The organism is Brevibacillus sp. HD3.3A (assembly GCF_013284375.2).
Taxonomy (GTDB): domain Bacteria; phylum Bacillota; class Bacilli; order Brevibacillales; family Brevibacillaceae; genus Brevibacillus; species Brevibacillus parabrevis.
Genome location: NZ_CP085874.1, coordinates 30,001 through 55,183, shown reverse-complemented (window position 1 = coordinate 55,183; position 25,183 = coordinate 30,001). Strand labels below are relative to the sequence as shown.

General features: G+C 49.3%; 21 protein-coding genes, 1 tRNA gene and 1 other annotated feature. Of the genes, 4 read left to right on the top strand and 18 right to left on the bottom strand.

Features of this window, described 5'->3' with window-relative positions; translation table 11 throughout:
* Window positions 1–142: 142 nt before the first annotated feature.
* Window positions 143–1,024 carry an ABC transporter ATP-binding protein gene (locus tag HP435_RS00320; protein ID WP_173599953.1) on the top strand — a complete coding sequence of 294 codons (882 nt, stop codon included), beginning with the start codon at window positions 143–145 and terminating at the stop codon, window positions 1,022–1,024.
* A 224-nt stretch (window positions 1,025–1,248) separates the two neighbouring features.
* On the top strand, window positions 1,249–2,631 hold the full coding sequence (locus HP435_RS00315; RefSeq protein WP_173599954.1) for an ABC transporter permease: 1,383 nt from the start codon (window positions 1,249–1,251) through the stop codon (window positions 2,629–2,631).
* Between the two features lie 286 nt (window positions 2,632–2,917).
* Here the strand turns inward: HP435_RS00315 and HP435_RS00310 are convergent, their stop codons facing one another.
* The 11 genes from HP435_RS00310 to HP435_RS29030 all read right to left on the bottom strand — a co-directional run bounded on the left by HP435_RS00310 (window position 2,918) and on the right by HP435_RS29030 (window position 14,216).
* Window positions 2,918–5,542 carry a S8 family serine peptidase gene (locus tag HP435_RS00310; protein ID WP_173599955.1) on the bottom strand — a complete coding sequence of 875 codons (2,625 nt, stop codon included), beginning with the start codon at window positions 5,540–5,542 and terminating at the stop codon, window positions 2,918–2,920.
* Between the two features lie 260 nt (window positions 5,543–5,802).
* Window positions 5,803–5,879: transfer RNA gene (locus HP435_RS00305), tRNA-Arg, on the bottom strand.
* Window positions 5,880–6,166: 287 nt separating this feature from the next.
* A complete protein-coding gene (locus HP435_RS00300; protein WP_173598251.1) occupies window positions 6,167–7,165 on the bottom strand; it encodes a histidinol phosphate phosphatase domain-containing protein in 999 nt (332 codons plus the stop codon).
* Entirely contained in the window at window positions 7,159–7,959 is an 801-nt protein-coding gene (locus tag HP435_RS00295) for a DeoR/GlpR family DNA-binding transcription regulator (RefSeq protein WP_122966075.1), read from the bottom strand. The genes HP435_RS00300 and HP435_RS00295 overlap by 7 nt, the downstream gene beginning before the upstream one ends.
* Window positions 7,943–8,965, bottom strand: coding sequence for an ABC transporter ATP-binding protein (locus HP435_RS00290; RefSeq protein WP_173599956.1), 1,023 nt, complete (start codon window positions 8,963–8,965; stop codon window positions 7,943–7,945). The genes HP435_RS00295 and HP435_RS00290 overlap by 17 nt, the downstream gene beginning before the upstream one ends.
* On the bottom strand, window positions 8,965–9,753 hold the full coding sequence (locus tag HP435_RS00285) for an ABC transporter permease (RefSeq protein WP_063230261.1): 789 nt from the start codon (window positions 9,751–9,753) through the stop codon (window positions 8,965–8,967). Before HP435_RS00285 ends, HP435_RS00290 begins: the two co-directional genes overlap by 1 nt.
* Window positions 9,750–10,595 (bottom strand): ABC transporter permease, encoded by an 846-nt coding sequence (locus HP435_RS00280; protein WP_173599957.1) that lies wholly within the window; start codon window positions 10,593–10,595, stop codon window positions 9,750–9,752. The genes HP435_RS00285 and HP435_RS00280 overlap by 4 nt, the downstream gene beginning before the upstream one ends.
* A gap of 36 nt (window positions 10,596–10,631) precedes the next feature.
* Window positions 10,632–11,471, bottom strand: a complete 840-nt coding sequence (locus tag HP435_RS00275; protein ID WP_173598247.1) for an alkaline phosphatase family protein — start codon at window positions 11,469–11,471, stop codon at window positions 10,632–10,634.
* The gene (locus HP435_RS00270; RefSeq protein WP_173598246.1) at window positions 11,461–12,558 is read right to left on the bottom strand and encodes an ABC transporter substrate-binding protein; all 1,098 of its coding nucleotides are present in this window, start codon (window positions 12,556–12,558) and stop codon (window positions 11,461–11,463) included. The genes HP435_RS00275 and HP435_RS00270 overlap by 11 nt, the downstream gene beginning before the upstream one ends.
* Before the next feature lie 482 nt (window positions 12,559–13,040).
* Window positions 13,041–13,958, bottom strand: coding sequence for a hypothetical protein (locus tag HP435_RS00265; protein WP_173598245.1), 918 nt, complete (start codon window positions 13,956–13,958; stop codon window positions 13,041–13,043).
* A gap of 132 nt (window positions 13,959–14,090) precedes the next feature.
* Window positions 14,091–14,216 (bottom strand): hypothetical protein, encoded by a 126-nt coding sequence (locus tag HP435_RS29030; RefSeq protein ID WP_255679195.1) that lies wholly within the window; start codon window positions 14,214–14,216, stop codon window positions 14,091–14,093.
* Between the two features lie 234 nt (window positions 14,217–14,450).
* On the opposite strand from HP435_RS29030, the gene HP435_RS00260 reads away from it, so the two are divergent.
* Window positions 14,451–14,819 (top strand): hypothetical protein, encoded by a 369-nt coding sequence (locus tag HP435_RS00260; RefSeq protein ID WP_173599958.1) that lies wholly within the window; start codon window positions 14,451–14,453, stop codon window positions 14,817–14,819.
* A gap of 79 nt (window positions 14,820–14,898) precedes the next feature.
* Here the strand turns inward: HP435_RS00260 and aceA are convergent, their stop codons facing one another.
* The 6 genes from aceA to HP435_RS00230 form a co-directional block, all read right to left on the bottom strand.
* Window positions 14,899–16,188: an isocitrate lyase gene (gene aceA / locus HP435_RS00255; RefSeq protein WP_173599959.1), complete on the bottom strand. Its 1,290-nt coding sequence runs from the start codon at window positions 16,186–16,188 to the stop codon at window positions 14,899–14,901.
* A gap of 33 nt (window positions 16,189–16,221) precedes the next feature.
* Window positions 16,222–17,829: a malate synthase A gene (aceB, locus tag HP435_RS00250; RefSeq protein WP_173599960.1), complete on the bottom strand. Its 1,608-nt coding sequence runs from the start codon at window positions 17,827–17,829 to the stop codon at window positions 16,222–16,224.
* Window positions 17,830–18,319: 490 nt separating this feature from the next.
* A complete protein-coding gene (gene serS, locus HP435_RS00245) occupies window positions 18,320–19,600 on the bottom strand; it encodes a serine--tRNA ligase (protein ID WP_173598241.1) in 1,281 nt (426 codons plus the stop codon).
* A gap of 49 nt (window positions 19,601–19,649) precedes the next feature.
* Window positions 19,650–19,870 (bottom strand) — a binding site (T-box leader).
* Window positions 19,871–20,008: 138 nt separating this feature from the next.
* The gene (pdxT, locus tag HP435_RS00240; protein ID WP_122966892.1) at window positions 20,009–20,584 is read right to left on the bottom strand and encodes a pyridoxal 5'-phosphate synthase glutaminase subunit PdxT; all 576 of its coding nucleotides are present in this window, start codon (window positions 20,582–20,584) and stop codon (window positions 20,009–20,011) included.
* Window positions 20,585–20,594: 10 nt separating this feature from the next.
* Window positions 20,595–21,479, bottom strand: a complete 885-nt coding sequence (gene pdxS / locus HP435_RS00235; protein ID WP_122966893.1) for a pyridoxal 5'-phosphate synthase lyase subunit PdxS — start codon at window positions 21,477–21,479, stop codon at window positions 20,595–20,597.
* A gap of 109 nt (window positions 21,480–21,588) precedes the next feature.
* Complete coding sequence (locus HP435_RS00230; protein WP_173598240.1) at window positions 21,589–22,896, bottom strand: D-alanyl-D-alanine carboxypeptidase family protein; 1,308 nt, start codon at window positions 22,894–22,896, stop codon at window positions 21,589–21,591.
* A 202-nt stretch (window positions 22,897–23,098) separates the two neighbouring features.
* Between HP435_RS00230 and HP435_RS00225 the strand changes: the two genes are divergently transcribed.
* Window positions 23,099–23,551, top strand: coding sequence for a hypothetical protein (locus HP435_RS00225; RefSeq protein ID WP_122966895.1), 453 nt, complete (start codon window positions 23,099–23,101; stop codon window positions 23,549–23,551).
* 89 nt (window positions 23,552–23,640) lie between these two features.
* Here the strand turns inward: HP435_RS00225 and guaB are convergent, their stop codons facing one another.
* Complete coding sequence (gene guaB / locus HP435_RS00220; protein ID WP_173599961.1) at window positions 23,641–25,101, bottom strand: IMP dehydrogenase; 1,461 nt, start codon at window positions 25,099–25,101, stop codon at window positions 23,641–23,643.
* Window positions 25,102–25,183: the final 82 nt, after the last annotated feature.

Genomic DNA, 25,183 nt, shown 5'->3' with positions numbered 1-25,183 from the left:
CAAACAAAAACAACGCCCTTTCAGTTTTCAATTGCTTGCAAAACAGCTTTGTCATATCATTAAAAACAACCCTGAATACTTTGTTTTTTATCGATCAAATGTCTTTTGGAGTGGAGAGTATACAGAGAGAAGGGATCGGAGCTTGAAACTGGAATTGAATTGTGTCGGCAAGCAGTATTCCCAAGATTTTTGGGCACTTAAAGATTTCAGTTTGCAGTTGAAACCAGGCGTGCTCGGGCTGCTTGGTGAAAACGGTGCGGGGAAGTCCACTTTGATGCGCATCATCTCGACGATTACGAGCGCAACGACCGGCACGATTTTATGGAACGGCGTCGATATTTTTCAAAATCCTGATGCAATTCGTGAAAATCTCGGGTATTTACCGCAAGATTTCGGCGTGTATCCTCACCTCAATGCCGTGGAATTTCTCGAATACATGGCAGCGATCAAAGGGGTCCACAGGAAAGAAGCCAAGACTAGGATTGAGGAATTGCTGCACGTCGTTAACTTGTACGATGTGCGCAAACGGGCAATCGGGGGCTATTCGGGAGGAATGCGGCAGCGTATCGGAATTGCTCAGGCGCTGCTCAATGATCCGAAAATTTTAATCGTAGACGAGCCGACTGTCGGGCTTGATCCCGTTGAAAGGGTACGTTTCAGAAACTTGTTGTCGGACCTCTCCGGTGATCGCATCGTCATTTTCTCCACGCATATTGTGTCCGATGTGGAGGCTACTGCCGAATCCATAGCGATTTTGTCAAAAGGACACCTCCTGCATCATTCCTCGCCGGATGAGCTGCTGGAAACTGTGCAAGGCAAGGTATGGGAATGGAACGTTAGCTCGTCCGAAGTTCAGGAGCTGCGCAAAAAATGGATGATCAGCAGTACGGTTCGCTCTGGTGGCGGTGTTTTGCTCCGCATTGTCTCGGACGAGTCGCCGTCGAATGACGCCCAGTTAGTTTCGCCCGGTATGGAGGACGCCTATCTGCACTGCATTTCCAACCACGGGAAGGTGCGGCAATGAGCAGGATTCGCAAAGTTTATCATATCGCACGAGCTGACCTGTTAGAGCGCACCCGCGGCTATGGATTTTTGGTTACCTTGTTTCTTTCCATCATCGGCGCCTTTCTGTTCGTTCCCAACAGTCAGGCGACATACGCCGTGTTGTTAGTAGACCAATATCGCGGTGTCCTTAATTCTGCCTGGATCGGAGCAGCCGTTTCCATTTCCGTCATGAGCTTTTTGACGATGTTTGGCTTCTTTTTGATAAAAAATACGATCGAGCGCGATCGGCAAACTAGAGTCGGCCAAATCATTTCAACGACAACGCTCCGCAAGCTTGACTATATGGCTGGCAAGTTTCTGAGCAACTTTGCGATACTGACGATCATTGTCATTTTGACGTTTACGATCGCCATCGTCATGCAGCTGCTGCGTCAGGAAGACCTGACTATCGACCTTGGCTCGTTTGTTTTGCCGATGGTCATTATCATTTTGCCTGGCATGTTTGCTTTATCCGCACTTGCCGTACTTTTCGAAACACTCCCCGTGCTTCGAACCGGCTTTGGGAACATCTTGTTTTTCTTCTGCATCTGGGCTCCTACTGTGCTGATCAGCATCCCCACCTTTGATATTTTCGGCCTCCCTGTCAGCAGCTTTACCGGAAGAGAAATTTTTAAAGACAGCATCAGTGAATCTTATAAGCACTTGTTTCCCCAAGCGCCAGGAGTTCTGTCAGACGGCGTCGTTTTAGTAGAGGAACCGCTACAAACATTCCTCTGGAGCGGCGTGAACTGGAGTTGGGATATTTTTATCAGCCGGATTTTTTGGATCATCATCGCCATTCCGTTGCTCCTGCTGGCTTCTGTGGCATTTCGTGGCTTCGATAAACCAATAAGAAAATCGGGCAAATGGCAGCTTGGCTTTTTCTCTCGCAAGGAAGTCAGCAGTGATGTGGAAAATGACAAAAATAAATGGGTTGAATCATCAAATCGGCGTGCGGCTGCTTTAAGCAAGGTAACGATGCGGTTTCATGCATGGGATATGTTGAAGGTAGAGTTAAAGCTCATGCTCAAAGGCCAACCGCTGTGGTGGTATGCCATTGCCTTTTTGTTCATTGTTCTTACGCTGTTTGCACCGCTTCCATTGGCAAAAGGAATCATCGCTCCCCTCGCTTGGCTTTGGCCTGTGTTGCTTTGGTCGAACATGGGGGTTAGAGAGATACGCTACAACACGAGGGATATCATTTTTTCCAGCCCAGCCCCTCTGCAAAGGCAAATCCCTGTTTCGTGGCTGGCGGGGTTGATCGTTGCTGTTTTGACAGGCAGCGGTCTTGCCGTGCGATATATGGTGGAAGGCGATGCGAGCGGGTTGTTGGCCTGGGGAATTGGTGCGTTGTTTATTCCCTCGCTTGCTCTTGCAATGGGTGTCTGGACCCGCAGTAATAAGGCATTTGAGGCGTTTTATTTGCTGATTATGTTTACTGGTACGTTGAACAAGGAGAAGTGGATGGATTTCATGGGCGTTGTTGACGGGACGATTGAGGCGGGGGTGCCTTATGTTTTTTTGATGGTGACGGTTGGGCTTCTTGTGTTGGTTGTTTGGGGGCGGGGAAGGCAGGTTAGGCGGTAGGTTTTACAAGACAAGGGGTCTCTGTTCCTCTCCGTTTAAAACGCGGCAGGCTCTTTGTTTTGCTTTCATGCCATCCTGGTCTTTTATTCGGCATCAAATGCTGCATCTGGATGTTGGCTGGGCAATTTAACCCATCTTGGCCGAACAATTTCTAGAAAGTTTTTTTATTTCATCTCTCTTTTGATTTCATCGAAATTGATTGCCAATGCAAGTTCACACCCCTGACTGTATTGTTATATAAATAGAAAAAGAGCCCAAGTTTAATTGGGCTCTCAGAATGTTTTATTTACTTCCAACTAACAATGATATTATCAATTACCGCTGTCCAGGTATTCGAAGAAGAAGACGAAGCACGTATTTCAATAGCCTGGTAACCAGTTCCAAGATTGATTGTCTGCGTTCTCCATTGTACATCAGAATCAGTAAGTGTCTGTTTCAAAACTCCATTCACGAAAACTTGAGTATAATTTATACCACTGCTACCACCCATAATCATACCTTTGTAGTCAAATTTCAAAGTTCTTGTAGCGGCTCCAGATGGAATATCTACACTTAGTGTTGCACTTGCTGTAGACTCAGCAACAATAGCCATAATTGAGCCAACAGAAGGGTCATATTCCCATCCACTAAGTGATAAGTTTAGGCGCGGATCAAAGCTGCTATCAGAAAAATCCTCTACAATGGTAGTTGGTGTTACGCCTCCTCCACTATTACTTGTTGTCCCGTAGGCATATGCTGACTGCGCACCCGTACCATAATTATTCACCCCAGCAACCTTGTAGTAATACGTTGTATTAGAAGAGAGGCCAGTATTCATGTATGGGGATGTTACACCAGATGCAATCAGTGAGTACGTACCGGACGCTGATGTGCTACGGTATACGTTAAAACTTGTAGCACCTGTAGCAGACATATTAATTGTCAGACTAGAGGTAGTAGGCGATCCAACTGATACACTGGGCGTACCTGGGACAGATCCTACTGATGCGGGTGTAATATTTAATGTAATTGGGCCATTTTTTCCGGCTCCATGGTTATATCCGTAGACTTTCAAGTATACCACTTGACCAGTAGAGAGCGTGTATGTGATTTTCGGTTGCGCATTGCCTGCGCTGTCGTCATCTTGTGCCAAAAGGTTTTGGGAGCTATCGAGCAGTTGCATGTAAGAATCAAAGGATGCCGACGTTGTGAAAGTATAGCTTCCCGTAGTTGGTACAATGTATTTAAAATATACATCTTTTGTATCCAGCAAGGTTCCGTTTGCAGATGTTCCAGAAACAACAATTGGATTGGTGATAGAATCCCCTGGAGTTCCTCCGCCACTTCCACTGGTAGTGAAGTTAACAGAAATGCTATCGATAAACACCGCGTTTGAGCCAGCGGAATAGGATTCGTACTTATCCCACCGAAGTTCTACGAGATACTTTCCGCCTGGTTTTAAGGCAAGTGTATCCGTTTTATAGTTGGACTCAATATTGCTTGCGTAAGTCATAGGCATACCATTAACCGTCACCAGCATAATATCAGTCCATCTACAATCGCTCCTGTGTGTCACACTAATTTGAGGATTTACTGCATTTCCCGGCACTTGAAAAGTGAACCGGCTAATACCCGTACCTGTATTCGAGTATGCGGGAGTTCTTAACACTGTCCGGCCACTATCAGTCCCGATTACAAAATCTCCTGTAAGATTAAAATTAAAGTTTGAGTCAGAGAAATCTTCCGTTGTAGATGCTGCTAGAAGCGGAAAAGACGGTGTGTTGCTTGATGGTAGAATCGATGCCGGAAGGCCAATTAGACCAACGCCATACTCATTTTTTGTTCCAAAAGGTGTGGCACCTTCATATAATTTATCCCTCAGTTGCTGCGCGGAATAGTGCGGATATGCCTGTTTTAGCAACGCCATTACGCCCGTAGCAAAGGGAGTCGCACACGATGTTCCGCTATAAGAATAGTTATATCCTCCAGATTTGCTAGTCGTCTCCAAATCAGTGAAGCTTGCGATATTCAAATAAGGGCCAGTACCTGAATATGATGCTCGTTTTAGATAAGGGAAACTCGAACTTTTTTGGACTGCACCAACTGCAACAACCTTTTCGTAATGTCCAGGGTAATATACGGTATCCTTGGTAATATCCCCATTCGCATCTGCAAAGTTACCTGCAGCTGCTAAGATAGGAACACCTTTTGCCTCTAAAATATCGCATGCAGCTTGCATAGAAGCACTTCCAGCGATCAATTGTACATTACAAAGTACAACATCAACATCCAAAGTTGCAGCATATTGGAGCGCGTCGGTTGTATAGGAAATATTCGTATAAGACCTTTGAGTATCCCCTGCTTTTTGAAAGTAACAGTTAATCACATGAATGTTAGAGTCAAAAGCAACGCCTTTTACAAAGGAACCATTACTACGAGCTGCAATGATGCCAGCACTGCAGGTACCGTGTCCATGATTACTTGGATTAACATCTGTCACATCAGTAGAATCGGTTACTACATTCCAAGTACTAAGAGGCGTTGGCAGGTCCGGGTGAGGAGACATCCCAGTATCAATAATGGCCACCTTTACTCCTGCACCAGTGTATCCCGCATTCCAAAAGTTATATAGTTGAGCTGTTGCATGTCCCCACGTTTCTACTTCATTACTAGACGGACTTCCAGCCTCGATATCTTGGTCGATACTCTCAACAAGCTTGTGAGCTAGGAGTTGCTCAACCTGCGCATCGTCAATATGAACTACAGCGAAACGATCAAATGCTGGAGTACGGAATTTTTTTAGCACTCTCCCACCAAATTGCTTTACGATCTTGTTTTGCTCTTTCTCACTAACTCCATCGATAAAGTTAACAATGTAACGATGGGCAATCTTTTTCGAACACTCTCTGTTCCTCAGTTCTTTGTTACGCATACGATCTCTCCTTTGATTTATGTTTTGTCTGATCAATTGAAAGATTTTGACCAGTATGCAAACAAAAAAGCCACCCGGCGCCCCGAGTGGCTTACTTCTTATTTGCTTGTCTTCATTTTATCAAAAAGTCATCTTCGCTCGCTGAAAATGCCTGTAGTGTAATCTTTTGTAAATAAATGTATACTTCTGGTTTTTATAGATACAAATCAGACTTGTTTTCATAAGAAAAAGCCCTGATTATATCAAGGTTTTTTCTTCAATGGCGTCCCCGAGAGGATTCGAACCTCCGACCTACAGTTTAGGAAACCGTTGCTCTATCCTGCTGAGCTACGGGGACAAGTATGGACTGTTTCAAAAAGCGGCAAAGAACCCTCTTCTGACGCCTCACCTACCTTCTTATTATATGCAGGTACACATCTTTTGGCAAATTCCACGCAAAAAAACCTTGGCTTTCCAAGGTTTTTTCGCATCCCGAAAATGATCCTGATCAAAACAGGCCGCCAGTCATATCCAGACAATATATACGACCAGCGACCACCCCAAACCCAAAACACCAACCTATCCCATCTGTCCCATTCCAACTCCTACAAGCAACTCTCACCTGCAGCCTGCAATACCTGCCACTTACCTAATCGCCTTCATAATCCGTCGACGCCCAGAAAAAGTAGCAACCTCCGCCACCCCCAGCGAACGAATCGTATCCAAATTCGCTGCCACATACTTTCCAATATCGTCGGGAAAATGCGCATCGGACGAGAGCGTCAGCGGCACGCCGTGCGCCACCAGAACGTCCAAAAAAGCCGGGCTGGGGCACATCTCCTGAACGGGATAGCGGTAGTACAAGCCCGCATTGATTTCGGTCGCTGTATTCGTTTCTTTCAAAGCAGTCGCGATCCTGTTGTAATGGGGCACAAGCTCCGCTTCCGCAGGCCGATAGGAGAACACTTTCAAATTGTCCAGATGGGCGACAAAATCAAACAACTCACTCCTGATCATACATTCAACCGTGTGGAAAAAGTCCGCGTACAGCTGTTTCAAGTCATGCTGCTCAAACAACTGGCGAGTCTCGGGATTGTCAAAGCCCCACCCGTGCAAAAAGTGGACAGAGCCGATCACATAATCCCACGAGGCGCCTGCCAGCAAGCTTTCCAACTCTTTTTCCCCGCCGATAAAATAATCCGCTTCGATCCCCAGCCGCAACTCCACGCCGCTTGCCGACCAATGCGGCTTTGCTGCCTCAATCGCCGCGCAAAAGTCGCTGAGGCTCTCCGTGCATACCTGATCAAGCCAAGTGCGCTGCAAGCGACCCAAATCGGTATCGCCCAGCTCCATGTACCGTTCAAAGTAAGGGCGCGCTTCGCGGAAACGGTATAAATGATCGACAATCCCTACTTCTTTCAAGCCTTTGTTCAGTGCCTCACGCAAATACAGATCGATCCAGGCCGGGTCGTATGCCCCGCGAGACAAGCGGTTATTTAATCGCGCCATGCTGTCCAGCAGCCAGGCGCGGGTATGTCGAGGTTGGGTTAATGGATGAAAGTGATCGAGGGCCGCATTGGTGCGGTCAAGCCAGCGCAGTGAATAGGGCCCTTCTTCCAGATGAAGATGATAGTCAATCAGCATGTGAAGTCTCTCCTTAGCGGATGTTCGCTTATCCAGGTAGTTTGAATGCCTGACGAAAGCCATTCATCCGGCATCGGCTGGTCACAAACGACCGCGCTGACATCCGGCCAGCCGCATATACGGGAAAATTGCGTTTGGCCGATTTTCGATGTGTCTGCCAAAACATAAACTTGCTCCGAGCGCTGTACCATCATGGTCGAACACAAAGTTTCTTCCATGTCGTAGTCGGTGAAGCCATCAGCGGTGATTCCTCCGCAGGAAATAAAAGCTTTGTCAAAATGAAAGCGCGAGAGCAGCTCGCAAGTAAACGCCCCGGCAACCGATTGTTGAGCCGGATGGGTCAGACCCCCCAGCATAATCACCTGGCCGTTGAATTGATTTGCTTCCAACAACTCGTTCAACAAAGCGGCAGCAGGGAGCGAATTGGTGACGATCGTCAGTTGGTTGAGGCCCTTGATGGCACGTGCCAGCTCCAGTGTTGTCGTTCCGACATCGAGCGCGATCGTGTCTCCGTCAGCCAAAAGCTCTGCCGCGATTTGGCCGATTTTCGTTTTTGCCGCCTGTTGGATCGCTTGTTTCTTTTCAAAATGCGGCTCTCGTTTTGGCAAATGATAAGGGATCGCTCCGCCGTACACCCGTTTTAGCATGCGTTGCTGTTCCAACTGGTCCAGATCGCGTCGAATGGTCTCTGGTGTTACTGCCAGGCTTTTTGCCAGATTCATCACCTGAATTTTACCGTGTCGGTTCAGTTCGTCCAGAATCACTTGCTGTCGTTCTTCAGGCAATAGTGTCATAGAGCGGAATCACATCCTTGGGACATAAATACAATGTTTTGGTTGTGCCTGTCTGCTCGGACTCGAAGGACATGTGCAGCGTGTCCACCAGTACAGAAACATCGCCAATGTTCAGTTCGTAACGGGTAACGTTGCCGAGCATGGATACATGAGCAATCTTCCCGGTCAAGCGGATGTCTTCCGCAGTTACAGGCTGTTCGCGAAATGTCTCGGGGCGGATGGCGAACCGCTCGGCTGCCTCCCGAATGGACAGATCGGGCGCGATTCGGTTCAGCTGCTCGGCGGTCAGCACGTTGTAATTTCCAATGAAGCGAGCGACAAATTCAGAGTGTGGCTGGGTGTAAATCTCATGAGGACTGCCGTGCTGCACGATACGGCCGCCGTTCATGATGTAGATGCGGTCACTGACAGCCATGGCCTCTTCCTGATCGTGCGTAACCAGCACAGTCGTCATGTTCAGCTCGCGTTGGATGGTGCGCAGCTGTTTTTGCAAGTTTTTGCGAATCTGGGCATCCAGGGCACTGAGCGGCTCATCGAGCAAAAGCACTTTTGGCCGGGTAACCAGCGAACGGGCGAGGGCTACACGCTGCTGCTGGCCGCCAGACAGTTCGCGCGGATAGTTTTGCTCTTTTCCCGCAAGCCCGACCAGCTCGATCATTTCCTGGACACGCAGCCGAATATCCGCTTTCGGGACTTTGTTCATTTCCAGGCCAAAGGCAATGTTTTGACTGACCGTAAGATTGGGAAAAAGCGCATACGATTGGAACACCATGCCGATCTCCCTGTCTTTTGGCGACACGTCAGTCACATCTTTGCCGTCAATGTAAATCTTGCCCATGTCAGGGGCAGTCAGACCGCTGAGGATGCGCAACAGCGTACTTTTGCCGCACCCGCTAGGGCCAAGCAACGTAACCAGCTCGCCTTTTTCAATCGCAAGGTCGAGTTGCTTTAACACGTGCTGGCCGTGAAAAGTTTTGGACATGTGTTCGATTTGGACGTAGCTCATCAGGAGACCTCCTTGCGTGCGAAGCTTCGGCGTGTGAATCTGACAATCAGGCTGGTGATGATCGCCATCAGGACAAAATAAGTGACAGTAATCGCGCTGGCGACATGCCCGCTTGCCGATAGCTTGTTGTACAAATACAGTTGCAGGGTCTCGTATCTTCCTCCCACGAGAATGTTGATCAGGACAAATTCACCGAACAGGATGGAGAACGACAGGAGCGCCGACACGAAAATTCCGGACATAATATTCGGCACGATAATCCGGACGAACGCCTGCCAGCGACTCGCACCCAGCAGCTCGGCCGCCTCCATCAATGAACGGGCGTGCAGGGCAAGCAGGCTGTTTCGCGTTCCTTGATAAAGATACGGAAGCAGACCGACCAGATACGCCCCGGCTGTAATAACGATCATCGGAATCCCGTTGCCTGAATAAGTACGAATCAAGCCGACCGCCATAATGACGCCAGGTACAGCGTAGGTCAGCATCACAAAAAGCTGAACCAGTTTCTCCATCCGGGGAGCGTAAACGACAATGGAGAAAACGGCCGGGACGATAATCACGACAGCAACAACTGTCGTCAAAAAGCTCAGCACAAAAGAGCGCCCGAATGCCTGCAAAAATCGGGGATCGCCATACAGCTCCGCGAACCATTTTAGCGTGAGCCCTTCCGGCAAAACCGTGCTGTTCCACTCGGTTGCCAGCGAATAAAGTACGGTAGCCGCTACAGGCAAAAACAAATACAGCATGACCAACGCAAACGACAAGGATGGCAAACCAATTCGCTTCAAGACAAATCCCTCCGAATCTTCCGCGTCAGCCACTCGTTCACGACCAGGGCGGCGGCAAGCGTCAGGCCGAGCAGTACGGCGAGAGCGCTACCCAGCTCCGGTCTGGCAAAAATGTCGCCGGAGACAAGCGCGCCAATCCGAATCGGCACAAGGTTGTAGTTGCTGCCCGTGAGCGCGTAGGCCGAAGCATAGGCACCCATTGCGTTGGCAAACAAAATGCTGAATGTGCCGACGATGCCCGGAAACAGTACCGGGAAACCGATTCGCAGCCAAAAATGCCAAGGACTTGCCCCGAGCAGCTCGGCCGCTTCCATCCACTGCTTCTGAATGGCGTGATACAAGGGATACAAAAGCATCACTGCCAAAGGCAGTTGAAAATAAACATAAACAAGCGTCAAACCGCTCCACGAATACAGAGTAAAGGACTGGCCAAAATCAATCCCCAGCTGCTTCGCAAGCAATACAAACAGACCACTATTCCCCAACAGAACAATGAAGGCAAAAGCGAGCGGAATCCCCGCAAAGTTCGAGGTTAGATTGGTAATGACAAGCACTCGCTGTTGCAGAGACTGCGAGAAACGGGTAATCGCATAGGCAGCGAAAACAGCAGCGATGATTCCGATAAGAGACGACAGGAACGAGATGAGCACACTGTTTTCAAAAGCCTGCAAGTAATATGGATTAGAAAAAATCTCCTGATAGTGGCTGATCGTAAAACCGCCGCCCCCCTCGGCCTGAAAGCTCCCCTCGATCATGGAAAGCAACGGGACGAGCAGAAACAGAGCGATCATCGCAAAGAACGGAATTGTCGTGACCAAAAGCATGCTGGCAAATCGTTTCATCGCAAAAGCTCCTTTCTGAGAGGAAAAGACGCCCCCTCAGGGAGACGTCTTGCTACTCTGCCCGCATACGGTCAATGGCTGCATCGCTTCCGAAGGGGAGATGCCTAGCAACTGGCAGGCAAGCGGAGCCACCTGCAATTGCGGGATGACCTCCTCGCGAATGCCGGGCGATACCTGGTTGCTGATGACAAACAGAGGGACGTCCCGGTCAGCGCTGGAGGTGCCGCCGTGATTCCCATCCGCTGTCATCCCGTGATCGGCTGTCACGATGATTTGGTAGCCCGCATCCATCCACGCAGGAAGCACATTTGCCAGGATGGAATCTGCCGCCAGAACGCGGTTACGATATTGCGCAGAATCAGCCGTATACTTGTGACCGTCATCATCGATATTCATGGAGTGGACGTAGAGAAAATCCGGACGGTATCCATTCAGCAAAAAGTTGGCGTCAGCAAACAAGTGTGTATCCGGGTAATGATCTTCCCAGTAAAACATCCCGTTTTGGATCGGACTTTCCGTGTTCAGCTGGATTCGGTCGTGAAACGGACTGAACGGCGCTTTGTTGTACAGCTCGCTTACCCAGCCATAAGCGGCAGCAGCGTTGGACATCCCGTTTTTTCGCGTCAGGTGAAAAAGGCTCTCCTGGTGCGAAAGCCGCGCCGCCTGATTGCTGGAAATTCCGTTTTTCCACGCAGGAGTTCCCGTCAACAGAACTTCGTACAAAGGACGAGAGAGACTCGGCAATTCCGAGCGTACCTGAAAGCGGGCCGCGATGCCGTACTCGACCAGATGATGCATATACCCCATGTGCGAGACAGCTGTGTCGAATCTCAGTCCGTCCAGCACAATCATGGCCAGCTTGTTGTTAGCGGACATGGATCAACACCTGCTCTTGCCAAAGCTGCGGCAGTTTTTTGGCCGTCGCTTCCCACGCAGCCAGATCACCTACAGGACGGGCATTTTTGTACATATCTTCCGGGAGCAGTTTCGCTTTGGCAGATTCATCGAGCTTGGCGTTCGCGCGGATAGGTCGAGCGTAGCCACGAGCCAAATTGGACTGGCCTGCGTCGGAGAGGATGTATTCACGAGCAAGCATGGCAGCGTGCGGATGCTTGGAGTATTTATTGATCAAAGTAGCGTACCCGCTGCTGACCGATGCTTCTTCCGGAATGAGGACATCAAAACGGTTTTTGTCGATTTTGTCCCGATACCCGAGTGCGTTGAAGTCCCACAAGATAGCGACTTCGACTTCGCCCTTCTCCAGGTTGGCCAGGCTAGGGTCGCTCGTGCTGAGTCGCTTGTTTTTGGCAAGTTCAGCGAAAAAGTCGACGCCAGGCTGAATATTTTTCTCGTCTCCCCCGTTGGCATAAGCAGCAGCCAGCACGGCAAACTGCGCTTGATTTGCCTTCATGACATCGCCGATCGCGATCTTGTAGTTTCCACTTTTCAAATCAGCCCAGGACTTCGGAGGATTTTGCACTTTTGTCTTGTCGGTGAGAAAAGCCAGCGTTCCGGTATAGCCTAGCACCCAATGCCCTTCGTCATCTTTTGCCCAGGCGGGAATGTCGTTCCAGTAAGAGGTTTTGTAAGGCAGCGTCAGCCCTTTTTGCTTGGCTAACGGTCCAAAAGCGATGCCCACATCGCCGATATCTGCTGTGGCATTATCTTTTTCTGCTTCAAACTTGGCCAATTCTTCTGCGCTCGACATGTCGGTATCCATATGCTTCAAGCCGTATTCCTTCTGGAGATTACCCCAAGTCTCCCCCCAGTTCGCCCACGTGTCCGGCATCCCTACAGAGTTGACTTCGCCCTCCTTCTTCGCTTTTTCTACGATTTGATCCAGGGTCAATTGCGACGCATCCAGAGCAGTGTCTGATTTCGTCTCGGTGGCGCATCCGGCAAGCAGAAAAAAGGATGTCATGACAACAACGGTTCGTTTCCAGCTCAACTGGTTCCCTCTCATCTTTAAGGCCCCTTTTCGTTTTTATTTGTGTTTGATCTTTTGGTTTTTTCGCTTTTAATCGTAAACAACCAAAATGAAACTGATATAAATGGGTTGTTAAGAAGCTATTAAGACTGTGTGAAAAAGCGAAGGGAACACAAAAAGCGGCTCTCTGACTGCTAGAGAACCGCATAAAAACAAGAGTTGTAATTAGGTCGTACTCTTTCGCAAAACAGTCGCTGACTTTTTTCAGCTTGATCAGTGCCATGCGTTTTGCTTTGTGTTCTCGGCAACGCGCTACAATCCGTACCCACATTTTTGATGTCCATCAAATGTGTGCGTTTCTAGTAGGACAAACGCCGTTCCCATTTTGCCTTGCCAACCTATACTACTCGTATAACCATACTTTTGCCATGTGAGGTGAGACAACCATTGGCGAAAAGAAAGCTTTCCAAACGGTGCCGAATCAAACGAAGAAGACGATGTCGCAGGAAGTGCAAGTGTCATAAAAGAAGGGTTAAATGTTTGAAATCGCGATATCGCTGCAAAAGGCGACGGCGGCGTAAATGTCGTTCCAGGAGGCGGCGTTTCCGCTGTATCATTGCCAAATCCATCGACAAATCGGTCAGCTCCAGTGATGCCACTGTCAACTCTGATACGGACAGCGAAGCCACAGCAAATGAGACTTCAACCAGCAACAGCAACTCTACCAACAACTCCGATACCGACAGCGGCTCTACTGCTACCGAAACCTCCACCAGCAACAGCAACTCTACCAACAACTCCGACACCGACAGTGGCTCTACTGCCAACGAAACTTCAACCAGCAACAGCAACTCTACCAACAACTCCGATACCGACAGCGGCTCTACTGCCAACGAAACTTCAACCAGCAACAGCAACTCCACCAACAACTCCGACACTGACAGCGGCTCTACTGCTACCGAAACCTCCACCAGCAACAGCAACTCTACCAACAATTCCGACACTGACAGCGGCTCTACTGCTACCGAAACCTCCACCAGCAACAGCAATTCTACCAACAATTCCGACACCGACAGCGGCTCTACTGCTACCGAGACTTCGACCAGCAACAGCAATTCCGCCAACAACTCGGATACAGATGCGACCTCATCCTCCGGGCCAAGCACCTCCACTACGGGTGACAATTCGTCCACCAGCAACAGCGACGCTACCAACTCTTCCGATACCGATGCGACTTCTTCTGCCGGGCCAAGCACCTCCACTACGGGCGACAATTCGTCCACCAGCAACAGCGATGCCACCAACTCTTCCGATACCGATGCAACCTCTTCTGCCGGGCCAAGCACTTCCACTACGGGCGACAATTCATCTACAAGCACCAGTGACTCGGACAATACATCCGATACCGACGCCACAGCCACTACAGGCGACAACACAACGACCAATACCAGTTCGGCAGATAACTCTTCCACAAATGACAACAACAGCAACGCCAACAGTACCCTTGATTCTACCAGCTGCGCCCGCAATGATTCGGCGAACCTGAGCACTTCCAATAATACTTTTAATCACGACAGCGCTCTGACCAGCACAGCAAACGGGATCGCCAGCTCTGCCAACAACTCCGCCAATACGATATCGAACGGAAATTCCTTCACGGTAGGAAACAGCACTTTGATTAACTTCAGCGACAACACCGTTCTGCTCCTGTTATTGCTACAGTTAGTCAAATGCTTTTGCCCACCCAACCAGGGAGGCGGAAGCAGCGCTTCTCCTTGTGGTTGTATCGAAGGGGGCAGCTCATTCGAATCTTTGCTTCAGAAATTGCTGGAGAAAGAAACGCAAAATCGCGAAACCATCCTCAATCTTTTGCAGCAAAACAATCATTCCAACAATTGAAGTCGTTTAAGGAAGGAGAGGGACAAAACATGGCATCGACGAACCATTCCTCCAACTACTCGACAACGCGCTTCGTTCTGTCGCGAAGAGGGACCGATTCCTCTTTGACCATCATGATTAACAACCGGGGCGCTAACGATCGCAGCCTTAACCTGAGGGTGGAAGACGCAGATACAAAAGAACCACTCATCGCATACACAAACGGCATTCCCATCGATCAGACAGTGCTCATTCCAGCGGGTAGCGCAGAAGCACTGCAAATCGACCTCAACGAAACAACTAGCCGGATCGCACTGGAAGTCTCCAATCCATCCTCTGGAGGGGGAATGTCCGTGCGGCAAAGCAGTTCGTCGCGTAGCGGCCAAGACAACCAGCAAATCGAGCTTACCCTAAAATAAAATGGGGAGGCACACAAACCTATCGGCAAAAAATGAAGGACTAGGAGGCATGCCCCCTAGTCCGTTTTTGTTTCATTGATTACTGGTGCGCAAACTGCTCTTCTTCTGTCGAACCAGTCAGTGCTGTGGTCGAGGAAGTTCCGCCGGCAATCACTTGTGCAATCTCATCGAAATAGCCGGTACCCACTTCACGCTGATGACGAGTAGCTGTATAACCGTTCACCTCTGTGGCAAATTCAGCTTGCTGCAATTCGGAGTAAGCAGCCATTCCACGATCGCGGTAGCCGCGTGCCAGCTCGAACATGCCGTAGTTCAACGCATGGAAGCCCGCAAGCGTCACGAATTGGAACTTGTAGCCCATCTCGCCCAGCTCTTCCTGGAAGCGTGCAATCGATTCCTCGTCGAGTTTTTTCTTCCAGTTGAACGAAGGCGAGCAGTTGTAAGCGAGCAGCTTGCCTGGGTACTGGGCATGAATCGCTTCGGCAAATCGGCGTGCTTCGTCCAGATTTGGTTCGGACGTTTCGCACCAGATCAGATCGGCATAAGGTGCGTAGGCGAGTCCACGGGCAATCGCTGCATCCAACCCGCCACGCAGACGGAAAAATCCTTCTGGCGTCCGTTCGCCTGTCAAAAACGGCTGGTCTTGCTGGTCAACGTCGCTCGTGATCAGGAATGCGCCGTTAGCGTCTGTACGAGCTACAATGATAGTCGGCACTCCCATGACATCTGCTGCCAAACGGGCCGAAATCAGATTGCGGACAGCAGCCTGCGTCGGGATCAAAACTTTTCCGCCCATATGTCCGCATTTTTTCTCGGAAGCCAGCTGATCTTCAAAATGCACACCTGCTGCCCCCGCTTCAATCATGCTTTTCATCAATTCAAACACGTTCAGCGGTCCACCAAAGCCCGCTTCGGCGTCAGCGACAATCGGAGCAAACCAATACGTATCTGTGCCGCCTTCGGACTGGTCAATCTGGTCAGCACGCTGCAATGCCTGGTTAATTCTTTTCACAACATGAGGAACGCTATTCGCCGGGTAAAGGCTTTGGTCAGGATACATTTGTCCGGAAAGGTTCGCGTCAGCCGCTACTTGCCAGCCGCTCAGGTAAATGGCTTTCAAGCCGGCCTTTACCTGTTGAATCGCCTGATTCCCGGTCAATGCCCCCAGCGCCTTGATATGATGCTCTGTATTCAGCAAGTTCCACAGCCGCTCCGCTCCGAGACGAGCCAGTGTGTGCTCGATTTGAACCGAACCACGCAGCCGGAAAACATCTTCCGCCGTGTACGTCCGGGTAATCCCTTGAAAACGCTCGCCCTGCCAGCTTTGCTCGATCTGTTGAATAGCTTCCTGTTTTGTTTGTTTGCTCATTTTCGTTTCCCCCACCCATTTTTATTGTTTTATTTAGAGATAGCGATAGCCCGGCACAGTCAGAAAATCTTCAAAATCGTCTTCCGTCACCAGCCGCAAGAAAAGCTCGCCCGCGACCTGGAATTTGCTGTTTTCATAACGCTCCTGGCCAATCGCTTGTTTCAACGCTTGCAGTTCTTCGCTCAGCCACTGTTTCACCAAGCCTTCCGTGATCTTTCTGCCATCCTGAAGAACGCCATGTCGATGACGAATCCAGTGCCATACTTGTGCACGGGAGATTTCTGCCGTCGCTGCGTCCTCCATCAGATTGTGAATCGGAACAGCCCCAAAGCCACGAAGCCATGCCTCGATATATTGCAAACCGACACTGATGTTGGTACGAACGCCTTCCTCTGTGATCGTGCCTTCGGGTACAGCCAGAAGGTCGCTCGCCTGCACCTGCACGTCCTCGCGCTTATACCAGATCTGGTTCGGCTCTCTCATCAAACGATTGAAAACCTCCATGGCAACTGGCACCAATGCCGGATGAGCTACCCATGTACCATCGTGCCCGTCGTATGCTTCCCGCTCTTTGTCGGCACGTACTTTGGCAATCGCTTCTTCATTTTTGACCGGGTCGTTTTTCACCGGAATTTGCGCTGCCATTCCGCCAATGCAAGGTGCCTGGCGTTTGTGGCAAGTCTTCACCGCCAAAGTGGTGTAGGCTTTCATGAACGGAACCGTCATCGTCACTTGTGCCCGGTCAGGCGTAATGACATCCGGGCTATTGCGCAGCTTTTTAATGTAGCTGAAAATGTAATCCCAACGCCCGCAGTTCAATCCCGCACTGTGCTCGCGCAGCTCATACAAAATTTCATCCATTTCAAAAGCAGCGAGAATCGTTTCGATCAGCACCGTCGCGCGAATCGTCCCCCGCGGAATATTCAGTTCCTCCTGGGCGAAAACAAACACATCGTTCCAGAGGCGCGCTTCCAGATGGCTTTCCAGCTTCGGCAAGTAAAAATACGGGGCTGTCTTGTTCGCGATCAAGGCATCGACGTTGTGGTAAAAATAAAGACCAAAGTCGAGCAGGCTGCCGGAAATCGGCTGTTGGTCAAGGAGTATGTGTTTTTCATCGAGGTGCCAGCCACGCGGCCGTACGATCAATACAGCCGTCTTCTCATTCAGGGTGTACTGTTTTCCTTCCGGGCTGGTGTATGATATGTTGCGGCGAACCGCGTCCTTCATGTTGATCTGTCCCTGGATCGAGTTTTCCCATGTAGGCGAATTGGCATCTTCAAAATCGGCCATGAACATGCGAGCGCCTGAGTTCAGCGCATTGATCACCATTTTGCGGTCGCCAGATGGCCCGGTGATCTCCACTCTTCGATCCAAAAGATCATGCGGCAGTGGAGCAATCGTCCAATCTCCGTTGCGAATCTCGGCTGTTTCCGGCAAAAAGTCAGGCAGTTGTCCCGCATCAATTTTCAGCTGACGTTCCTTGCGATCGGCAAGCAGTTGCTGCCGTCTGTCGCCAAACTTTTGTTCCAGCTTGATCACAAATTGAACCGCCTCTGGCGTGAGGATTTCCTGATAGCCGGAATGCATCTCGCCAGTGATCTGAATCTCCAGCGGATATGGATTAGTTGGAATCGTAGTCAAAACTGGTCACCATCCTTGATAACGTCCGAATTATTATGGTACAGATTCGTTTTCGAAAAATTATTATAGTACAGTAGGTGCAAAAAAAATGATCTAATCCTGATATCCGCTGCCGCTGCAATGACTGCAACTCACATGCCCATCTCCCAAACAATGATGGCAAGCCGCTCCGTTGTCATCGTGACCAACGCCTCCACATCTTGGGCAATTTTGTTCGCCGTTTCCTTCACACCGATAGCAGTCCATTTTCTTTCCCTCCATATCTGTATTAAAACAATATTCTTTAAATTTGTTTTTATTATATAACAGACACTAATACAGCGCAACACAATTTTCAAAAAAATCACACTGTATTAGAACACATTTTATCAAAACATGCCCTTGTCCTTGATTTACAGCTCTTTTTGGCAAAAACAAAGCAGCCCCTGACCCGTCAGAATCAGAAGGCTGCTTTGCTTTTCCATATGCTTTTATGCGTTTCTTTGCTCGCTTATTTCGGGGAGATTTTTTCTACTCCACCCATATACGGACGCAAAACTTCCGGAATGGTGATGGAACCGTCTTGTTCCTGGTAGTTCTCCAAAATGGCTGCTACTGTACGGCCGATCGCAAGACCCGATCCGTTCAAAGTGTGCACAAATTCCGGCTTCGATTTTGTATCGCGGCGGAAACGGATATTGGCACGGCGAGCCTGGAAGTCCTCGAAGTTCGAGCACGACGAGATTTCCCGGTACGTATTGTAGCTTGGAATCCAAACTTCCAAGTCGAATTTCTTCGCCGCAGTAAATCCGAGATCTCCGGTACACATGCTCAGCACGCGGTATGGCAGTCCAAGCAGCTGCAACACCTTCTCCGCATTTTTCACCAGTTTATCCAGCTCATCGTAGGAATCTTCCGGTTTGACGAACTTCACCAGCTCGACTTTGTTGAATTGGTGCTGACGAATCAGACCACGCGTGTCGCGCCCTGCCGAACCTGCTTCCGAACGGAAACAAGCACTGAACGCCGTATAGTATTTAGGCAAGTCTGCTCCATCCATGATTTCGTCGCGGTGCATGTTCGTCACTGGCACCTCTGCGGTAGGAATCAGGAAGTAATCAGGACCTTCCAGTTTAAAAGCATCTTCTTCAAACTTAGGCAATTGTCCGGTTCCGGTCATGCTCGCGCGGTTCACGATGAATGGCGGGATGACTTCTTCATATCCGTGTTCATTGGAATGGAGATCCATCATGAAGTTCATCAACGCCCGCTCCAGACGCGCTCCCAGTCCTTTGTAAAAGACAAAGCGGCTTCCGGTTACCTTCGCTGCCGTTTCAAAATCGAGAATCCCTGCCTGGCTGGCTACTTCCCAGTGTGGTTTCGCCTCAAAACCAAAGTTGCGAGGCTCGCCCCACGTCCAAGCCACCACGTTGTCATCTTCCGAAGTACCAATTGGTGTGCTTTCATGTGGCAGGTTAGGCAGGCTCAGCAAAATCAGTTCTTGCTGTTCATCCAGCCCACGCAGTTCCTCATCCAACGCTTTGATGCGCTCGTTTACTTCTTTCATTTCCGCGATCAAATGGTCGGCGTTCTCTTTGTTCCGTTTCATGATGGCTACTTGCTCAGATACCGTGTTGCGTTTATTTTTCAGAGCTTCCGCTTCCTGAATGACTTGACGGCGCTTTTCGTCCACTTCTGCAAACTGATCCAGAGCGGAAATATCTTCGTTGCGATGCGCCAAACGGCGTTTTACTTCTTCCAAATCCTGACGCAATACTTTTACGTCCAACATGTTCGAATCCCTCCGAATCGATAATAAAATGCAAAAAACACCCGTCCCCATAAGGGACGAGTGTTGTATACCCGCGTTGCCACCCTCGTTGATACACGCCAAGACTGCACATGTATCCACTCAATCCGTCGTAACGGGACGGTTCCGGACAAAGTTCATTCCTTTGCCACTCCGAGATGGATTCCCCCACAGACCGGATCGGTTTGCACCCACCACCGACTCTCTGCACCAGATTCTTCATGAGGTACTTGTTCTCATCATCGCATTCTCATTCATGCATACTTCTATTGTTAACTGTACTACAGGTTCTATACGTATGTAAAGGCTACTCCGCGATGATCTTCATACAAAAAAAGACCGGCATCTTGTTCATGCCGATCTTCTTTCGAGGATGTTTATTGATTGGCTTTAGCTTCTGTACTCTTTGACCATTTCGAGGAAATATTTGTGCAGCCGTGCATCTTCGGTCAATTCCGGGTGAAAAGCAGCCGCCAGGTAGTGACCGTTTCGGGCAACGACGATCTTTTCATCGTACTTGGCAAGCACCTCAGCATTTTCTCCGACTTCTACGATGTAAGGAGCGCGGATAAACACTGCGGGATAATCTGCACCGACACCAGCTACGGGCATTGTGACCTCGAAGCTTTCTTTTTGCCGACCAAACGCGTTCCGCTCCACCTTGATATCCATCAGCCCCAGATGGCACTCATCCTGCCCCTGAATCTGCTTGGCCAAGAGAATCGCTCCCGCGCAAGTGCCGAAGATTGGCTTTCCGGCGCTTCCGAACTCACGAAGCGCATCCATGAATCCGTACTTATGCATCAGCTTGCTGATCGTCGTGCTCTCTCCGCCTGGGAGAACCAATCCGTCGAGGTCTGCGAGTTCCTCTGCTTTTTTGACAGGAACGGCTGTCGCCCCTGCTTCCTCCAGCATGCGCAAGTGTTCTGCCACAGCCCCTTGCAGCGCGAGTACACCGATTTTCATTTGACTCACCTTACCAGCCGCGCTCTTGCATGCGATCAGCTTCGCGGATTTTGGAAATCTCGATTCCTGTCATCGCACTGCCCAAGCCTTTTGATACGCGTGCGATCAGCTCGTAATCTGTGTAGTGGGTAGTTGCCTCGACAATTGCCCGCGCGAATTTTTCCGGATTTTCCGATTTGAAAATACCCGAGCCGACGAATACGCCGTCAGAGCCCAATTGCATCATCAGTGCCGCATCTGCCGGGGTAGCTACGCCACCAGCCGCGAAGTTCACGACAGGCAGTTTGCCTGTTTGGTGTACTTGTTCGAGCAGTTCGTATGGAGCACCCAAATTTTTCGCTTCTGCCATCAGCTCATCGTAAGACATCGCCTGCACTTTGCGGATTTGAGCCATCATCGTGCGCATATGGCGAACTGCCTCTACGATGTTCCCGGTCCCTGGCTCACCTTTTGTGCGGATCATGGAAGCTCCTTCTCCGATGCGGCGAAGCGCTTCGCCCAGATCACGCGCACCACATACGAACGGCACAGTGAAGTCTTTTTTGTTGATGTGGTACAAATCGTCCGCTGGGGTCAAAACTTCACTTTCATCCAGGTAATCTACACCCATTGACTCCAATACGCGGGCTTCGACAAAATGTCCGATACGAGCTTTTGCCATAACAGGGATAGAAACAGCGTTCAGAACTTCCTCCACAATGCCCAGATCAGCCATACGGGCTACTCCGCCAGCAGCACGGATATCAGAAGGTACGCGTTCCAGCGCCATAACAGCTACGGCGCCAGCAGCTTCAGCAATCTTTGCTTGCTCAGCATTTACGACGTCCATGATAACGCCGCCTTTTTGCATCTCAGCCATACCTTTTTTTACGCGGGACGTTCCTACTTGTACCATATGAAAATTCCCCCTACATCATGAAGTCAGAACCGTAACTGTTATGCTCTGTTATGGTTCCTTGTTACCGTCATTGTAAACGATAGATGAGGGGGAAAACAACCATTATTTAATTTCCTGTTCCACTACTGAACAAGTTGCTGAAAAATTGAATGATGCTGCGGAAGAACAGACGAATCCAGCTCGCCTCTTCCACCTCTTGGCTTGCCACTACATCCACGCCTGCTTTTGCCGCGTCTTCTGGCTGGAGGTAATCGGTGTCTTTTGCCCCTTCTTCTTTCAGTACGAGCTTACCGATTACTTGGCCTTGCTTGATTGGCGCGTTCAAGTCTTGGAAGGTAACTGTTGGGGTGAATTTTGCTTCCCCGCCAATTTTGGTCAGTACGTTTACTTCGCTGCCTGTTACTGCTGGTACTGTCAGTTCTACCCCGTTCTTTACAGGTGCAGTTTCAAAGCCTTTTACAGAAGCATTCTTGTCCAACTGCTTGGTTAATTTGAAATTGCTGAAACCGTAGTCGTAAAGCTTTTTGGTTTCTACGAAGCGCTTTGTTTTGCTGTCTGTTCCCATGACAACAGAAATCAAGCGCATGTTATCACGAACGGCCGTACCAGTAAAACAATTGCCTGCTGCTTGGGTATAACCAGTCTTTAATCCGTCTACACCTTGATAGTAATTCGGGAGATCAGGCAGCATCCAGTTGTTATTCGCCATTTTCAGCTCATTTTTAGAACCGGGACGGAACGTAAACCGTGGGATCTTGGATACTTCCAAAGCTTCTGGGAAATCACGAATCAGGTTTCTAGCGAGGATGGCCGAATCGCGAGCAGACATCAGGTTTTCCACTTGATCTGTCTTAACGGAATATGGTCCCAACTCGTTGGCTGGCAAACCGCTAGATGTTACGAAAGACGTGTTTTTCATACCAAACTCTGCAGCCTTCTTGTTCATCATCTGCACGAAGTTTGCTTCACTGCCCGCAATCTTTTCAGCAAGCAGTACAGTTGCGTCATTAGCAGAAACGACAGCCATCGCATTGTACAGCTCTCTGACTGTGAAGGACTCACCTAGATTTAGGTATACGCCAGACGTATCGGAGATTCTTGCCACATAGAAGGCATACTCACTTACGGGCACCTTCTCATCCCAGCTGATTTTCTTCTCCTTGATTGCTTCTTGCACCAGGTATTCCGCCATCATCTTACTCATGCTGGCAGGTGGCAGTGAGGCATCTGGATTCATACTGTACAATATTTTTCCTGTTGATGCCTCTAATAGAATGGCAGATTTCGCTGCCAGTTGTAGATCGGCTGCAGGTGCTGCATCGGCCTTCGTCGCCGCTCCTCCCATTGCGGTTGCAAACACTGCGAGAGAAAGGATCAGACCTGTCAGTCGCTTTTTCCATGTTGTTCGCTTCATAGTTTCTTCTCACTCTCCAATTCTGTCATAAATTCATACGGTAATTGAGCACCAAGTGTAAGTTTAACATACCATTACGATCTCATTGAAGTCCAAATAGACTCATTAGTAGGTAATTGATTGGATATATAAAATATAATTGAAATTAAATTATATTATGGTATAAATGGAAATATATTCAATATTTAAGGAGGCTTATCTCGTGAATAAGGTTTTATACACTTTTGCTTCACTCGCTCTTGGTTTGGTTGTTATGAATCCAGTTTCTGCTCATGCCGCAGTCGAAAAAAGGAACACCGATTCCCTAGTGGAACAGCAAACTAAAAAGGATATTAGTACCATGAGCATTGAACTTGACTGGAGGTCTTTCAGCGTAACACAGGGAGGTACATATATTGGCCGTGACACATTCCATCTCTTTGGAAAGGCTAACGCTGGATTAGATGCTTCAAATAGTAACTGCGATGTAACAGTTTACATCGAAAAATTAAGCGAGAATGGAAAAGTAGAGAAAACAATTAAATTAGGAAGATTAACTGCGCCAAAAGGCAATACTGATTATACCGACCCAGTATCTGTCGTCCCAGGGAACTATCGCCTCAAGATAGTAGGAAATATTGCCTCTGACGGAGAAATCGCTATTTATAGAAGATAGCTGTACGTTAACTGCGACCAGTTTTTAAATTTTTGCCTACAAATTAAATAACCCCCCTTTCTTTCTAGAAGGGGGGATTTTCTTATAAACTAAGAAATCGAGTAGTTCGGCGACTCCTTGGTAATTTGCACGTCATGTGGATGGCTTTCACGCAAGCCGGCTCCCGTGATCCGGACAAACTGGGAGTTCTGGATCAAGTCCTCGATCGTCTTCGCTCCGCAGTAACCCATCCCTGCACGCAAACCGCCAATCAGTTGGTAGGTCACATCTGCCAACGGCCCTTTGTAAGGAACGCGGCCCTCGATTCCTTCTGGAACAAGCTTTTGTTCGTTCTCCTGGAAGTAACGGTCTTTGCTTCCTGCTTTCATGGCGCCAATCGAGCCCATACCGCGGTATACCTTGAAACGGCGGCCTTGGAAAATCTCAAATTCGCCTGGGCTTTCTTCCGTTCCGGCAAACAGACTGCCGATCATGATCGCAGAAGCGCCAGCGCCGATCGCTTTTGGCAAATCGCCGGAGTATTTAATACCGCCGTCGGCAATAATTGGAATATTGTACTCGCGAGCTACCTGGGCACAATCGTGAATCGCGGTAATTTGCGGTACACCGATACCTGCTACGACGCGAGTAGTACAAATGGAACCCGGACCGATACCGACTTTTACAACAGATGCGCCAGCTTCGATCAGATCGCGGGTAGCTTGTCCTGTCGCAACATTTCCCGCTACGATCGTCAAGTTTGGATACTCTTTGCGAATGGCTTTTACGGTTTCGATTACACCTTTGGAGTGTCCATGTGCTGTATCGACCACCAGGACATCCACACCTGCCTGTACAAGCGCCGCTGCACGCTCGAACGTATCAGCAGATACACCGACCGCCGCGCCACACAGCAAGCGTCCCTGTGGGTCCTTGGCTGCCTGCGGGTATTGAATCGCCTTCTCGATATCTTTAATGGTGATAAGTCCGCGCAAAATATTGTTCTCATCAACCAGTGGCAGCTTTTCAATCTTGTGCTTTTGAAGAATCGCTTCTGCTTGCTGGAGCGTTGTTCCTACAGAAGCAGTCACCAGATTGTCTTTTGTCATCACTTCTTTGATTGGTGTGGAGTAGTCATGAACAAAGCGCAGATCACGGTTGGTCAAAATCCCGATAAGATGCTTTTCTTCATCGACAATCGGCACGCCGGAAATGCGGTATTTGCCCATCAGAGCGTCCGCTTCTGCTACTGTATGGTCCTGGCTCAAAGAAAACGGGTTGGTAATGACGCCACTTTCCGAGCGCTTTACGCGATCTACCTCGCTCGCCTGCTGCTCAATCGTCATGTTTTTATGGATGATGCCAATGCCGCCTTGGCGGGCCATCGCGATCGCGAGTGCTGATTCTGTTACCGTGTCCATCCCGGCACTGATCAAAGGAATGTTCAGACTAACTGTCTCGCTAAGCTTTACCCGAAGATCGACATCTCTTGGCAAAACCTCGGATTTTGCTGGGATAAGCAGCACGTCATCAAATGTTAGTCCTTCTTTGACAAATTTATCTTCCCGCACAGTAGAAAGCCCCTCTCGGCAAATATTTTAAGACAGTGTAACAAACGGCATAATTTACTGTCAAGGAATGTGTAAAACGTTC

Bases quoted from the DNA above. Each gene is read 5' to 3' on its own strand.
- HP435_RS00315 (WP_173599954.1), top strand. From the start codon at position 1,249: ATGTTTGGCTTCTTTTTGATAAAAAATACGATCGAGCGCGATCGGCAA.
- HP435_RS00310 (WP_173599955.1), bottom strand. From the start codon at position 5,542: ATGCGTAACAAAGAACTGAGGAACAGAGAGTGTTCGAAAAAGATTGCC.
- HP435_RS00300 (WP_173598251.1), bottom strand. From the start codon at position 7,165: ATGCTGATTGACTATCATCTTCATCTGGAAGAAGGGCCCTATTCACTG.
- HP435_RS00295 (WP_122966075.1), bottom strand. From the start codon at position 7,959: ATGACACTATTGCCTGAAGAACGACAGCAAGTGATTCTGGACGAACTG.
- HP435_RS00290 (WP_173599956.1), bottom strand. From the start codon at position 8,965: ATGAGCTACGTCCAAATCGAACACATGTCCAAAACTTTTCACGGCCAG.
- HP435_RS00280 (WP_173599957.1), bottom strand. From the start codon at position 10,595: ATGAAACGATTTGCCAGCATGCTTTTGGTCACGACAATTCCGTTCTTT.
- HP435_RS00275 (WP_173598247.1), bottom strand. From the start codon at position 11,471: ATGTCCGCTAACAACAAGCTGGCCATGATTGTGCTGGACGGACTGAGA.
- HP435_RS00270 (WP_173598246.1), bottom strand. From the start codon at position 12,558: ATGAGAGGGAACCAGTTGAGCTGGAAACGAACCGTTGTTGTCATGACA.
- HP435_RS00260 (WP_173599958.1), top strand. From the start codon at position 14,451: ATGGCATCGACGAACCATTCCTCCAACTACTCGACAACGCGCTTCGTT.
- aceA (WP_173599959.1), bottom strand. From the start codon at position 16,188: ATGAGCAAACAAACAAAACAGGAAGCTATTCAACAGATCGAGCAAAGC.
- serS (WP_173598241.1), bottom strand. From the start codon at position 19,600: ATGTTGGACGTAAAAGTATTGCGTCAGGATTTGGAAGAAGTAAAACGC.
- pdxT (WP_122966892.1), bottom strand. From the start codon at position 20,584: ATGAAAATCGGTGTACTCGCGCTGCAAGGGGCTGTGGCAGAACACTTG.
- pdxS (WP_122966893.1), bottom strand. From the start codon at position 21,479: ATGGTACAAGTAGGAACGTCCCGCGTAAAAAAAGGTATGGCTGAGATG.
- HP435_RS00230 (WP_173598240.1), bottom strand. From the start codon at position 22,896: ATGAAGCGAACAACATGGAAAAAGCGACTGACAGGTCTGATCCTTTCT.